Below are 13,438 nucleotides of genomic sequence, written 5' to 3' on the forward strand. Positions count from 1 at the left end.
GCGTGACGCCGGACGAGCTCGCGGAACCGGTGTTTCAGGCGGTGTGCGTGTCCGTCCGCGAGCGGCGCCGGGGGCCCGACGGCGGGGCCGGTCAGGAGCCCGAGAGCCCCAGGAACCGCTCCGCGTTGCCGTACGTGATCAGCTCCCGGCCGCGGTCGTCCAGGAAGGCGCTCTTGCGGACCACCTCGCCGACCGGCCGTTCCCCGAGCGGGTACGGGTAGTCGCTGCCGACCATCACCCGCTCCACGCCGACCGTGTCGACCAGGAGCCGCAGGGCGCGGTCGTCGAAGACCACCGAGTCGACGTAGAAGCGGCCCAGGTAGTGCGAGGGCGGCCGCTCCGAGGTGCCGATCACGTCGTTCCGGCCGTGCCAGGCGTTCTCCATCCGGCCGAGCCAGAAGGCGAACGACCCGCCGCCGTGCGCGAAGCAGATCTTCAGCCGCTCGTCGATGCGGTCGAAGACGCCGCCCAGGATCAGCGCGAGGATCGACAGATGGGTCTCGGCGGGCATGGCCGTGAGCCACTGCGCCATCCACCGGTCCAGCCGCGGCGAGCTCGCCATGTCCCAGGGGTGCACGAACACCGGCACGTCGAGCGAGGCGCAGTGCTGGAGGAAGGTGACCACGCCCTCGCTGTCCAGGTCCTGGTCACCGACGTGGTTGCCGATCTCCACGCCCCGGTGCCCGTTGGCGAGGCACCGCTCCAGCTCCCGGCAGGCCGCGTCCGGATCCTGCAGCGGCACCTGGCAGAACGGGATCAGCCGGTCCGGCGCCGGGGCGACGATCTCCAGCGCGAGGTCGTTGAAGACCCGCGAGATCTTCGCCGCCTCGACGCCGTCGCGCCCGTAGGTGAAGAACGCCGGGGTGGGGGAGACCACCTGGCGGCGCACCCCGTCCGCGTCCATGTCCCGCAGCCGCGTCGCGGCGTCCCAGGCGTCGGACCGGATCCGCCGGAACTCCTTGGAGCCCATCATGATCACGGCCTCGGCCTCGGACTCGATCCGCAGCCAGGGCGCGTCCGGCCCGGCCTCGGCCGTCAGATCCGGCCAGCCGCGCGGGACGTAATGGGTGTGGATGTCGATCGTGCGGTCCACGCTCAGCCCTTCCCGGGGTGCAGGGCACCGCACTCCGGGCACGTACGCGCCTGCTCGTCGCCGTAGAACCGGGCGAAGACCGGCGGCAGGTCCGCCACGATGTCCCGCACCTGGAGCTCCACCTCGTGGACCTTCGCGGAGCAGCCGGGGCAGTACCACAGGAACTTCTCCAGGGTCCCCTCCTCCCGCACCCGCTCGATGACCAGCCCGATCGAGCCGGCGTCGGGCCGCTGCGGGGAGTGCGGCACATTGCCGGGCAGCAGCCACGCCTCGCCCTCCCGGATGTGCACGGTCCGGGGCCCCTCCTCGGTCATCAGGTCGACGTGCATGTCGCCCTTGACCTGGTAGAACCACTCCTCGTACGGGTCGAGGTGGAAGTCGGTCCGCTGGTTGGGGCCGCCGACGACCTGCACGATGAAGTCCTGGCCCAGGGACATGGTGCGGTTGTTCACCGGCGGCTTGAGCAGATGCTCGTGCTCGGCGATCCAGCCCTGGAAATCGATCACCGGGGGAATGACGGTCATGAGGACACCTCCGTGCTGTGCGCCGCGATGGACGTGCGGGGCCGGGGCAGATGCGCGACGGCCTGGATCTCGATCAGCAGATGGGGGTGCGGCAGCTGGTGCACCGCGACGGTCGTACGGGTCGGGCCCCGCTCGTCGAAGAACTCGCCGTAGACCTCGTTGTATCCGCCGAAGTCGTTCATGGACACCAGGTAGGCGGTGACCTGCGCGAGGTCGGAGAGCTCGGCGCCCACCTCGGCGAGGATGTCGCGGATGTTCTCGATCACCGCCCGGGTCTGCGCCCGGATGTCCAGGTTCGTGGTGCCGAACTCGTCGGCCTCCACGCCCACGAACGTGTTGTCGGGCCGGCGCGAACTGGTGCCGGAGACGAACACCAGGTCCCCGACGACCTTCACGTGCGGGAACCGCCCGCGCGGGGTGGCCTTGCCCTCGATCACCCGTGAGCCGCTCATCAGTACCCCCTCAGCGTGACGGAACCGAGGCCCGCCACCTCGCACTCGGTGGTTCCGGCCGCCAGCGGCAGCGCCGCCGTGGCCGCGCCCGCCAGCACCACCTGGCCCGCCTCCAGCGGGATGCGGCGGCGCCGGCACATGTCCAGCAGCGCGTGGAGCGCGTTCATCGGGTCGCCGAGGATCGCGGCGGTCGAACCCGTCGCCTCCTGAGCGCCGGTGCGCAGCCGCACCGCGCGGTCGGCCACGTCCTCCACCGGCCGCCACGGGCCGATCACGAAGGCGGACGCCGAGGTGTTGTCCGCGACGACATCGGTGTAGGTGAACCGGAAGTCCCGGTACCGCGAGTCGATGATCTCGACGGCCGGAGCCACCGCGTCCACGCAGGACACGATGTCCGGCGCCGGGTCGTCCAGGTCCACGTCCCGGGAGATCCGGTACGCCACCTCCGGCTCGGCCTTCGGGTGAATGAAGCGCGACAGGTCCACGTCGCCGCCGTCCGCGATCCGCATCGCGTCGGTGAGCCGGCCCACGATCACGTCGGAGACGCCCATCTGGGCCATCTTCGCCTTGCTGGTGAACCCGAGCTTCACGCCCACGACCCGCTCGCCGCGCGCCACTCGCAGCGCCAGCAGCGCGGCCTGGACCGCGTACGCGTCGTCGATGTCCAGCTCGTGGTCGTCGGCGAGGCTCGGGGTGTCCTCGCGGGACGTCTGAGCCGTGTCCAGCCGCTGCGCCAGGATGCCGGTCAGTTCCGCCGAGATCACTGGTCGCTCCTTTCCTTCGGGGCCCGCGCCGCGCGGCACGGGCCGGGGTCGTCGTGATCGCTCACAGCTGCACGCACACGTTCGTCGGCTCGGTGTAGAAGTGCAGGGACGACTCCCCGCCCTCCCGGCCGACGCCGGAGAGGCCCATGCCGCCGAACGGGGAGCGCAGATCGCGCAGGAACCAGGTGTTGACCCAGGACATGCCGACGTTCATCGCCTGCGCCACCCGGTGCCCGCGGCGCAGGTCGTTGGTCCACACGGAGGCCGCGAGCCCGTAGTCCGTGTCGTTGGCCAGGGCGATCGCCTCCTCCTCCGTGTCGAAGGGGATCAGGGCGGCCACCGGGCCGAAGATCTCCTCGCGCACCGCCCGGTCCGCGTTGGTCAGGCCCGTCCACAGCGTCGGCTCGATCCAGGAACCGCCCGCCAGACCGGAGCCCAGGTCCGGCACGCCCCCGCCGGTGAGCACCTCCGCCCCGGCCCGCTCGGCCAGCTCGAAGTAGCTCAGCACCTTCCGCCGGTGGGCCTGCGAGATCAGCGGACCGGTGGTCGTCGACTCGTCCAGCGGGTCGCCCAGCCGCAGGCCCCGGGCCCGCTCCGCGAGGCCCTCCGCGACGTCGGCGAAGATCCCGCGCTGGACGTAGACCCGCTCGGTGCACAGGCAGACCTGGCCGGTGTTGGTGAAGACCGACTTGGTCAGCCCGGCCAGCGCCTCGTCCAGGTCGACGTCGTCGAAGACCAGGGCGGCGTTCTTCCCGCCGAGCTCGAACGACACCGGGCGGACCCGCGGCGCGACGGTCCGCATGACGTGCGAGCCGGTCGCGGACGAACCGGTGAAGGTCACGCCGTCGATCCCCGGGTGCGAGGTCAGGTACTCCCCGGCGGAGTCGCCGCCGAAGCCGTGCACCACGCTGTACACCCCGGCCGGGAGCCCCACCTCCGCGAGCACCTCGGCCAGCAGCGTCGCGGTGGCCGGGGTCTCCTCGCTGGGCTTGACGACCACGGCGTTGCCGCAGGCCAGGGCCGGGGCGACCTTCCAGGTCAGCAGCAGGAGGGGCAGGTTCCACGGGACGACGACGGCGACCACGCCCAGCGGCTTGCGGACCGCGTAGTTGAGCGCCTGCCGGCCCCCCGCGAGATCGGTGAGGAACGACTCCTGCCCGGCGGCGGCCACCACGTCCGCGAACGTGCGGAAGTTCGTCAGGGCGCGCGCCACGTCGAGCTCCCGCGCCTGCACGACCGGCTTGCCGGTGTCCGCGATCTCCGCGGCGACGAACTCCTCGAAGCGCTCCTCGATCCGGTCCGCCGCCCGCCGCAGCAGCGCCGCGCGCTCGCGCACCGGGGTCCGCGCCCAGCCGTCGTGCAGAGCCCGGCGGGCCGTCGTCACCGCACGGTCCACCAGCTCCCGGTCCGCCTCGTGCACCCGGGCGAACACCCGGCCGGTGGCGGGGTCGGTCTTGTCGAAGCTGCGGTTCTCGTCGGGCTCCACGAACTGCCCGGCGACGAAGTTGCGGATCCACCGCCCAGTCTCTGCCGTCATGCGTCCCACTCTGATCCGCCGCAGCCATGCCGGACAAATGCGCTTCCTGCGCGCAGACATACCCGAACAGGCATACCCCGGTCCAGGGCTCCACCGGCCGCGACGGCCAGAGAAGGGGAGTGAATGCCTCCGCTATATCCGTGCGGGTATGGCAGGTTTCTGATTCGGTATTGGTGCGTCATGTCTCAGGGCATCAGGATCCACGGTTAAACGGCGGGTGAAGTCCGGCCGTCGTAGCGGCTGTCAGGAGCGAACCGCCCCAGCCCGCCATCCAAGTGATAGGTCACCCCGTGAACACTTCACCTCGCGAAGAAAAATCGGGCGGAGCCCGAGCCACTGCCGGCAGAACCGCCCTCGCCACGCTCGCGGGCACCACGCTGGAGTGGTACGACTTCTTTCTCTACGGCACGGCCGCGGCACTCATCTTCAACCAGCAGTTCTTCCCGTCGCTGAGCCCCGCCGCCGGCACCCTCGCCGCCTTCAGCACCTTCGCCGTCGGCTTCATCGCCCGCCCGCTCGGCGGGCTGGTCTTCGGCCACTTCGGGGACCGCATCGGCCGCAAGGCGACGCTGGTCGTCTCCCTCGTCCTGATGGGCATCGGGTCCACCCTGATCGGGGCCATCCCGAACTACGACTCCATCGGCTTCTGGGCCCCGGTCCTGCTGGTCGCCCTGCGCATCGTCCAGGGCATCGGCCTCGGCGGCGAGGGCGCCGGTGCGACCCTGATGTCGATGGAGCACGCGCCGCAGGGCAAACGGAACCTCTACGCCGGATTCCCGCAGATGGGCACGCCCGGCGGTCTGGTCCTGGCCAACGTCGTCTTCCTGACCACCAACGCGGTCCTCGGCGACCACGCCTTCACCTCCTGGGGCTGGCGCATCCCGTTCCTGCTCAGCTTCGTGCTCGTCGCCGTGGGTCTGCTGATCCGGCTGCGGGTGACCGAGTCGCCCTCCTTCGACCGCGCCCGCGCCCGCGACGAGGTCGTCAGGTTCCCGCTGGCCGAGGCCCTCAAGGTCGGCTTCCCCCGGCTGGCGCTGACCCTGCTCGCCGTCGTGGCGAACTCGGCCGTCGCGTACGTGTTCATGGTCTTCACCCTGTCCTACGGCTCCCAGCACCTCGGCTACGACAAGCAGTTCCTCATCGTGAGCGTCACCGTCGCCGCCGTCCTGTGGTTCGCGACCATCCCGGTCTGGACGAAGATCGCCGACCGGCACGGCCGGCGCACCATGTTCATCGCCGGATCCGCCGCGATCCTCGTCTGGTGCGTCGCCTTCTTCCCGCTCCTCGACACCGGCAAGTCCGGGCTCGCGGTGCTGGCGCTGCTCGGCATGGGCCTGATCATCCCGGTCACCCACTGCGTCCAGGGCAGCATCATCGTCGACACCTTCCCGGTCAACGTCCGCTACTCGGGCACCTCGCTCATCCTCCAGGCCGGCGCGATCCTCGGCGGCGGACTCGCCCCCATGATCTCCACGGCGCTGCTCAACTCGGGCGGCTCCTCGACCGGGGTCACCTGGTACCTCGCCGCGATCTGCGCGGTCAGCCTGGTGGGCGCCGTCGCCCTGTTCCGCCTGGTGCCGGAGAAGGCGCCCGAGGCGGCTCCGGTCCCGGCCGGATCGCTCTCCGGGGGCGGCGCGTGACGGCCGCGCGGGTGCACCGGTCCGGCCCGATCCGCTACGCCGTGGCCGAGCGGTTCGCGCGGCCGCGGCCGGCTCCCGGCCACGACACCCGTCCGGCGAGCGGCGAGATCTGCCCGCAGCCGCCGTCCCGGCTCGACGCGGTCATGGGCCCCCCGCTCGACCGGCGCCCGCAGGGCGAGGACTGCCTCGCCCTGACGGTCACCACGCCGGCCCGCGACGGCGGAGCCCGGCCGGTCATGGTCTGGTTCCACGGCGGCGGGTTCAGCAGCGGCGGCGGCCTCATGGACTGGTACGACGGCGGCGCGCTCGCCGCCGAGGGCGACGTCGTCGTGGTGTCCGTCAACTACCGCCTCGGGGCGCTCGGTTACCTCTGCCTGGACGGGCTCTCCGAGGGCGACCTGGGCCTGTACGACCAGCTGGAGGCGCTCCGCTGGGTGCGCCGGCACATCGCCGGGTACGGCGGCGACCCCGCCGACGTCACCCTCTTCGGGCAGTCCGCCGGGGCCCTCTCCATCCGGCTGCTGATGGAACTGCCCGAGGCCGAGGGCCTGTTCCACCGGGCGATCCTGCAGAGCGCCCCGCTGGCGATCACCACCCGCCCGCGGGACGAGGCGGCCGCACTCGCGCGGATCTTCCTCGAACGGCTCGCCGTCCACGCCTCCGGCGCCGACCCGCGCACCGCGGCCCCCGCGGCCCTGCTCGCCGCCCAGCGGGACACCGCCCTCGCCCACCGCGCCCGCTCCGGCTCCACCCTGGAGCCGCCGTTCGGCCCGGTGGGGCCGCCCGGCGGGGAGCTCGACGCGCGCGTGCGCGGCATGGACGTCCTGTACGGCTGGAACGCGGACGACATGACCGCCTTCCCCGACGAGCCGAACGAGGACGGCGACCCGGCCGGACCCACCCGCCGGATGTACGCCGAACCGCTCACCGCCCTCGGGCGGCGGCTGGCGCGCGCCGGGGCCCGGGTCCACGCCTACCGGCTGGACTGGCGCCCGGCGGGTTCGGCGTACGGCGCCACCCACTGCCTGGAACTGCCCCTGCTCCTGGGCGCCCGGGCCGCCTGGCGGAACTCGCCGATGCTGGGGGACACCCCCTGGGACGAGGTGGACGAGCTGGGCCGGGCGACGCGCGCCGCCTGGGCCGCCTTCGCCCGCACCGGACACCCCGGCACGGCCGTTCCGTCGATCCTGAACTGCCGACAGGTCTCCTGGGCCGGGCCCGAGCCGTCCTGACCGGGCCCGCACCGGGCCGGGGCCGGGCGACGAGCGGTCTGCGGCGGACCCCCGTACGGTCCGCCCCCGGCCGGACGGCCGCCCCGCGGACCCCTCTCCGTGGCGGTCCCGCTGCTCGCCTCTGCGGCCCGCCGCCTTTCCCGTACGGCCCCCTCCCGTACGGACACGGTCCCGGGGCGGCCCTCAGCGTCCTTCGGGGCCCGCCGCGGGGTCCAGCCGCTCGACGACCCGGAACCGTTCGGCGACGACCATGGTGTCGTCGTTCACGGTGAACCCCGGATCGCCGAGCGCCTCCCGCATCTCCTCGCTGTGCCAGAACCTCTCGTGGTCCGCCCGCCACTCGGCCACCGAGGCGTGGCCCTCGCCCTCGTCGGTCACATGCGGCAGGCCGACGTCGCCGAGGCGCAGCACCCGAACCTCCGTCACCTCCAGCACCGCCCTCTCGCGGCCGTCCGAATCGATCAGCGCGGACCGCTCGCCCACCGGGGGCAGCTCCTCCTTCTCCGCCTCGTACTCGGCGAGCAGACCGGTCGTCGACACCTTCGCGCCGTCGAGCACCGCCCGGACGAGCCGGTCGCGCAGTGGGCCGGGGAAGGCGAGCAGAAAGGGCTTGAGGGGTTCGCGATTCGGCATGGGGCAAGTCTGGCACGCCCCGCACGGCCGGCCCCGCCGACCGCACGCGCCGGAACGAGGCGACGGCGCCCGCCGGCCGGACGCGCACCTGGGGTGCGGTCCGGGCCGACGGGCGCCGTCGGGCACGATCCCGGCCGATGCCGTGGGGGGAGGACCGTGCGGGGGAGGGCCGGGCGCTTCGCCCCGCGGCCGAAGGATGGCGGTGCGGAAGGGAGAGGCAGGTCCTGTCTTCGGACAGCCCTTAGAGCACCAGTGACAGCGGCAGGATGATGACCAGCGCGACCACCGAGATGATGGTCTCCATCACCGACCAGGTCCGGAGCGTCTGACCGACGTTCATGCCGAAGTACTCCTTCACCAGCCAGAAACCGGCGTCGTTGACATGGCTGAAGAAGAGCGAGCCCGCGCCCACGGCGAGGACCAGCAGGGCGACGTGCGCGGTGGACATGTCGGCGGCCAGCGGGGCGACCAGCCCCGCCGCCGAGATGGTGGCCACGGTCGCCGAACCGGTCGCGAGCCGGATCGCGACGGCGATCAGCCAGGCCAGCAGCAGCGCCGGGATCGACCAGTCCTTGGAGAAGTCCAGGACCATCTGGCCCACGCCCGCGTCGATCAGGGTCTGCTTGAAGCCGCCGCCCGCGCCCACGATCAGCAGCACGCCCGCGATCGGGGCCAGCGACTTCTCGACGGTGGCCGAGAGCCGGCCCCGGGAGAACCCGGCCGCCCGGCCCAGCGTGAACATGCCGACGACGACGGCGGCCAGCAGCGCGATCAGCGGCGAGCCGATCACATCGGTGACCCGCTGGACGTGGTTCTCCGGATCGTCCACGACGATGTCGACCAGGGCCTTGACCAGCATCAGCACGACCGGCAGCAGGATCGTCGCCAGGGTGGCGCCGAAGCCCGGACGGCGGTCCAGCTCCTCCGAGGGACGCTGCGGGATCATCTTCTCCGGAGCCTGGACGTCCACCCAGCGCGCGGCGTAGCGGGAGAACAGCGGCCCCGCGACGACCACGGTCGGGATCGCGACCAGCACGCCCAGCGCGAGCGTCACGCCGAGGTTGGCGCCGAGGGCGTCGATCGCCGCCAGCGGCCCGGGGTGCGGAGGGATCAGACCGTGCATCACGGACAGGCCGGCCAGCGCCGGGATGCCGATCCGCATCAGCGAGAAGTTCCCGCGCTTGGCGACGAGCAGCACCACCGGGATCAGCAGCACGATGCCGACCTCGAAGAACAGCGGCAGGCCGATGACCGAGGCGATCAGCACCATGGCCCACGGCATCGCGCGCCCGCCCGCCTTCGCGAGGATGGTGTCGACGATCTGGTCCGCGCCGCCCGAGTCGGCGAGCAGCTTGCCCAGGACGGCGCCGAGCGCGATGAGGACGCCGACGCCCGCCACGGTGGAGCCGAGCCCGGCGGTGAAGCTGGCGATCGTCTTGGCGGGCGCCGCGCCGGCGAACGAGCCCAGCGCCAGCGACCCGATGGTCAGCGCGAGGAACGCGTGCAGCTTAAACCTGGTGATGAGCAGAACGATGACGGCGATGCCCGCCAGTACGGCGATGCCCAACTGCGCGTTGCCCGCCGAAGTGATCGGTTCGGCGGCGTCCGCTGCCAGCGTCTCGACGCTGAGACTGGTCACGGTGATGGTCCTTAGTCGTCGAGCCGGCGCAGCGCGGCGACGGCTCGCTGGGTGATTTCCTCGGGGGTGCCGGACACGTCGACCGAGACGCCGGCCTCGTCCGCCTGGAGCGGCTCCAGCGTGGCGAACTGCGAGTCGAGCAGCGCCGTGGGCATGAAGTGCCCCTTGCGCCCCGCCATGCGGCCCTCGATCAGGGCCCGGTCTCCGGTCAGATGCAGGAAGACCGCGCCGGGCGCCTCGGCCCGCAGCCGGTCCCGGTAGACCCGCTTCAGCGCCGAGCTGCTCACCACCCCGCCCAGCCCCGCCCGGCCGTGCGCCCAGCGGCCGATGGCGTCGAGCCAGGGCCACCGGTCCGCGTCGTCCAGCGGGACGCCGGCCGTCATCTTGGCGATGTTCGCCGCGGGGTGGAAGTCGTCGCCCTCGGCGTACGGAACGCCGAGCTCCGTGGCGAGCAGGGGGCCGATCGTGGTCTTGCCGGTCCCTGCGACGCCCATCACCACGACGACGTGGGGGGTGCTCATTGGTGGTGCCTCGCTGTCCTCTTCGACGTCTTCCTCGACATCGGTCCGTCGCGCTACTGAAACGTATACGTACGACTTATTCAAGATGGTGTGACGTAAACGTCTTACTTTTTGTTCGTCGGAGGCAGCCCGTAGTCTGAGGCCATGACCACACAGGGCAACGGGCTGCATACGCGTGTGCTGGACACCCTGGGCCTGGAGATCGCCGCGGGGGAGCACCGGCCGGGGCAGGTGCTGCGCACCGACGAACTGGCCCGGCGCTTCGACGTCTCCCGGACGGTCGTCCGCGAGGTGATCCGCGTCCTCGAATCCATGCGCCTGGTGGAGTCCCGGCGCCGGGTCGGCGTGACCGTGCGGCAGACCGGCGAGTGGAACGTCTACGACCCGCAGGTCATCCGGTGGCGGCTGGCCGGCGCCGACCGGCCGCGGCAGCTGCGCTCGCTCACCGTGCTGCGCTCCGCGATCGAACCGGTCGCCGCCGGTCTCGCCGCCCGCCGTGCCACACCGGAGCAGTGCGCGGATCTCACCGAGTGCGCGCTCGGCATGGTCGCCACCTCGCGCGGGCAGCAGCTGGAGCGCTATCTGGAGCACGACATCGCGTTCCACCGGATCGTGCTCGACGCCTCCGGCAACGAGATGTTCGCGCGCCTCGGCGACGTGGTCGCGGAGGTCCTCGCCGGACGCACCCACCACCAGGTGATGTTCGAGGACCCGGACCCGGCGGCGGTCACCCTCCACGTGCGGCTCGCGGAGGCGGTGCGCGAGGGCGACGCGGCGGCGGCGGAGCGGCTGACCAGGGAGATCGCGGTGGGCGCCCTGCACGAGCTGGACGTGCTCGCCCCCTGAGACGGCCCCGGCCCCGCGGGCCCCGGAACCACCAGCGGGCCGTCCAACGCGTTGCCGACCTCCACCGCAAGGTGAGGCGTCAGCGCCTCGACCACGCCCACAAGACCGCGCTTGACCTCGTCCGCGCACACGACTTCATCGCGCACGAAGACCTCAAGATCCGCAACATGGTCAAGGCCCCCACACCGAAGCCCGACCCTGACCAGCCGGGCAGCTTCCTGCCCAACGGCGCGGCGGCGAAGGCCGGACTCAACCACTCGATCTCGGATGCCGGATGGGGGGTGTTCCTGACGATCCTGCACGCCAAGGCTGAAAGCGCCGGACGAGATGTGATCGCCGTGGACCCCCGGAACACCTCCCGGACCTGCCCCGAATGCGGGCACGCCTCAGCGGGGAACCGGCCCACCCAGGAGAAGTTCCACTGCGTCTCGTGCGGCCACAGCGCGCGCGGACACAGTGGGCGCTCTCAACGTTCTACGGGCCGGGCTGGTCCGTCGCGACGCCGCACCGGCATAGCGAGAAGCCCCCGGCTTCAGCCGGGGGAGGAGTCACCAATCCTGTGTCGGTGGACCATGGAGCCCCTGCCCCCGCAGGTGTCGGCCCCGTGCCACCTCTGCGTCCAAGAACCGTGGAGAACCCGGCGGAGTTCACCGGTACGCACCATCTGACCGAAATCGACACGTCCTGTCGGGTGTGCGGCAGTCGTTTCGCGCCAACGCGGCGCGCCGTCGTGACACCCTTCCGGGGCGTACGGTTGTCCGCGTTCGAATCTTCATGACATGACGGAAACAGGAGACGGCGGTATGGCGCAGCAGGTGCAAGGGGTCATCGCACCGGGGAAGAACGAGCCGGTACGGGTCGAGACGATCGTGATCCCGGACCCGGGCCCCGGCGAGGCCGTGGTGAAGATCCAGGCGTGCGGCGTCTGCCACACCGACCTGCACTACAAACAGGGCGGCATCAACGACGAGTTCCCGTTCCTCCTCGGCCACGAGGCGTCCGGAGTGGTCGAGTCCGTCGGCGAGGGCGTCACGGACGTCGCGCCGGGCGACTTCGTCATCCTCAACTGGCGCGCGGTGTGCGGCCAGTGCCGGGCGTGCCTGCGCGGCCGCCCGTGGTACTGCTTCGACACCCACAACGCGAAGCAGAGGATGACCCTGCTCGACGGCACGGAACTGTCCCCGGCCCTCGGCATCGGCGCGTTCGCCGAGAAGACCCTGGTCGCCGCCGGCCAGTGCACCAAGGTCGACCCCGAGGTCTCCCCGGCCGTCGCCGGACTGCTCGGCTGCGGCGTCATGGCGGGCATCGGCGCCGCCATCAACACCGGCCAGGTCGGCCGCGGCGACTCGGTCGCAGTGATCGGCTGCGGCGGGGTCGGGGACGCCGCGATCGTCGGCGCCCGGCTGGCCGGCGCGGCCAGGATCATCGCGGTGGACGTCGACGACCGCAAGCTGGAGACGGCGAAGTCGATGGGCGCCACCCACACCGTCAACTCCCGCTCCACCGACCCGGTCGAGGCGATCCGCGGCCTCACCGGCGGCCACGGCGCGGACGTCGTCATCGAGGCGGTCGGCCGCCCGGAGACGTACCAGCAGGCGTTCTACGCCCGCGACCTCGCGGGCACCGTCGTCCTGGTCGGCGTCCCCACCCCGGAGATGCGGCTGGAACTGCCGCTGCTCGACGTCTTCGGCCGCGGCGGCTCGCTCAAGTCCTCCTGGTACGGCGACTGCCTGCCCTCCCGCGACTTCCCGATGCTCGTCGACCTGCACCAGCAGGGCCGCATCGACCTCGGCGCGTTCGTCACCGAGACCATCGGACTCGGCGACGTCGAGCAGGCGTTCGCCCGGATGCACGAGGGCGACGTGCTGCGCTCGGTGGTGATCCTCTGATGGCCGCCCGCATCGACCACCTCGTCACCTCCGGCACCTTCGCCCTCGACGGCGGGGAGTGGGACGTCGACAACAACGTCTGGATCGTCGGGGACGACACCGAGGCGATCGTCGTCGACGCCGCCCACGACGCGGACGCCATCGAGACCGCGCTGAACGGCCGCACCCTGCGCGCCATCGTCTGCACGCACGCGCACAACGACCACATCGACGCGGCCCCGGCCCTGGCCGCCGCCACCGGCGCGCCGATCCTGCTGCACCCCGACGACCTGCCGCTGTGGCGGCGGACCCACCCGGACCGCGCCCCGGACGGCGAACTGACCGACGGTCAGGAACTGCGGATCGCCGGCACGACGCTCACGGTCCTGCACACCCCGGGCCACGCGCCGGGCGCCGTCTGCCTGTACGCCCCCGAGCTGGCCACCGTCCTCACCGGCGACACGCTCTTCCGGGGCGGCCCCGGGGCCACCGGACGCTCCTTCTCGCACTTCCCGACGATCATCGACTCGATCAGGGAACGGCTGCTCGCCCTGCCCCCGGAGACCACCGTCCGCACCGGCCACGGCGACTCCACGACCATCGGCGACGAGGCCCCGCACCTCGACGAGTGGATCGCCCGCGGCCACTGAGCCCCGGGCCGCCCGGAACGCGGCGCGCCGGGCCGGTGC

At 72.2% G+C, this 13,438-nt stretch carries 13 protein-coding genes and 1 pseudogene; 6 read left to right on the forward strand and 8 right to left on the reverse strand.

Features of this window, described 5'->3' with window-relative positions; all coding sequences use genetic code 11:
• Positions 1 to 91 precede the first annotated feature (91 nt).
• The 5 genes from WA762_RS33310 to WA762_RS33330 form a co-directional block, all read right to left on the reverse strand.
• Positions 92 to 1,093, reverse strand: a complete 1,002-nt coding sequence (locus WA762_RS33310) for an amidohydrolase family protein (protein WP_335941170.1) — start codon at positions 1,091 to 1,093, stop codon at positions 92 to 94.
• Positions 1,094 to 1,095: 2 nt separating this feature from the next.
• Positions 1,096 to 1,617, reverse strand: coding sequence for a 3-hydroxyanthranilate 3,4-dioxygenase (locus WA762_RS33315; protein WP_335941172.1), 522 nt, complete (start codon positions 1,615 to 1,617; stop codon positions 1,096 to 1,098).
• Positions 1,614 to 2,069, reverse strand: coding sequence for a RidA family protein (locus WA762_RS33320; protein WP_335941174.1), 456 nt, complete (start codon positions 2,067 to 2,069; stop codon positions 1,614 to 1,616). Before WA762_RS33320 ends, WA762_RS33315 begins: the two co-directional genes overlap by 4 nt.
• Entirely contained in the window at positions 2,069 to 2,833 is a 765-nt protein-coding gene (locus WA762_RS33325; protein ID WP_335941176.1) for a 2-keto-4-pentenoate hydratase, read from the reverse strand. The genes WA762_RS33320 and WA762_RS33325 overlap by 1 nt, the downstream gene beginning before the upstream one ends.
• Before the next feature lie 61 nt (positions 2,834 to 2,894).
• Complete coding sequence (locus WA762_RS33330; protein WP_335941178.1) at positions 2,895 to 4,370, reverse strand: 2-hydroxymuconic semialdehyde dehydrogenase; 1,476 nt, start codon at positions 4,368 to 4,370, stop codon at positions 2,895 to 2,897.
• 290 nt (positions 4,371 to 4,660) lie between these two features.
• Here WA762_RS33330 and WA762_RS33335 point away from each other — a divergent pair, with 290 nt between their 5' ends.
• Together WA762_RS33335 and WA762_RS33340 are read left to right on the forward strand one after the other, a co-directional pair.
• Entirely contained in the window at positions 4,661 to 6,010 is a 1,350-nt protein-coding gene (locus WA762_RS33335; RefSeq protein ID WP_335941179.1) for an MFS transporter, read from the forward strand.
• Entirely contained in the window at positions 6,007 to 7,242 is a 1,236-nt protein-coding gene (locus tag WA762_RS33340; RefSeq protein ID WP_335941181.1) for a carboxylesterase family protein, read from the forward strand. The genes WA762_RS33335 and WA762_RS33340 overlap by 4 nt, the downstream gene beginning before the upstream one ends.
• 183 nt (positions 7,243 to 7,425) lie before the next feature.
• On the opposite strand, the gene WA762_RS33345 is transcribed toward WA762_RS33340, so the two are convergent.
• From WA762_RS33345 to WA762_RS33355, 3 genes are all read right to left on the reverse strand, one after another.
• Entirely contained in the window at positions 7,426 to 7,875 is a 450-nt protein-coding gene (locus tag WA762_RS33345; RefSeq protein ID WP_335941183.1) for an ASCH domain-containing protein, read from the reverse strand.
• 241 nt (positions 7,876 to 8,116) lie between these two features.
• Positions 8,117 to 9,514 carry a GntP family permease gene (locus WA762_RS33350; RefSeq protein WP_335941185.1) on the reverse strand — a complete coding sequence of 466 codons (1,398 nt, stop codon included), beginning with the start codon at positions 9,512 to 9,514 and terminating at the stop codon, positions 8,117 to 8,119.
• A gap of 11 nt (positions 9,515 to 9,525) precedes the next feature.
• Positions 9,526 to 10,035 carry a gluconokinase gene (locus WA762_RS33355; protein WP_335941187.1) on the reverse strand — a complete coding sequence of 170 codons (510 nt, stop codon included), beginning with the start codon at positions 10,033 to 10,035 and terminating at the stop codon, positions 9,526 to 9,528.
• Positions 10,036 to 10,179: 144 nt separating this feature from the next.
• Here WA762_RS33355 and WA762_RS33360 point away from each other — a divergent pair, with 144 nt between their 5' ends.
• From WA762_RS33360 to WA762_RS33375, 4 genes and pseudogenes are all read left to right on the forward strand, one after another.
• Positions 10,180 to 10,881 (forward strand): FadR/GntR family transcriptional regulator, encoded by a 702-nt coding sequence (locus WA762_RS33360; RefSeq protein ID WP_335941189.1) that lies wholly within the window; start codon positions 10,180 to 10,182, stop codon positions 10,879 to 10,881.
• Between the two features lie 26 nt (positions 10,882 to 10,907).
• A pseudogene (locus WA762_RS33365) lies at positions 10,908 to 11,397 on the forward strand (RNA-guided endonuclease InsQ/TnpB family protein); the annotation flags it as partial.
• A 287-nt stretch (positions 11,398 to 11,684) separates the two neighbouring features.
• Entirely contained in the window at positions 11,685 to 12,770 is a 1,086-nt protein-coding gene (locus WA762_RS33370) for an S-(hydroxymethyl)mycothiol dehydrogenase (RefSeq protein ID WP_335941190.1), read from the forward strand.
• A complete protein-coding gene (locus tag WA762_RS33375; protein ID WP_335941192.1) occupies positions 12,770 to 13,399 on the forward strand; it encodes an MBL fold metallo-hydrolase in 630 nt (209 codons plus the stop codon). Before WA762_RS33370 ends, WA762_RS33375 begins: the two co-directional genes overlap by 1 nt.
• Positions 13,400 to 13,438: the final 39 nt, after the last annotated feature.

Origin of the sequence: Streptomyces tyrfis (genome assembly GCF_037034285.1) — a bacterium.
Classification (GTDB): domain Bacteria; phylum Actinomycetota; class Actinomycetes; order Streptomycetales; family Streptomycetaceae; genus Streptomyces.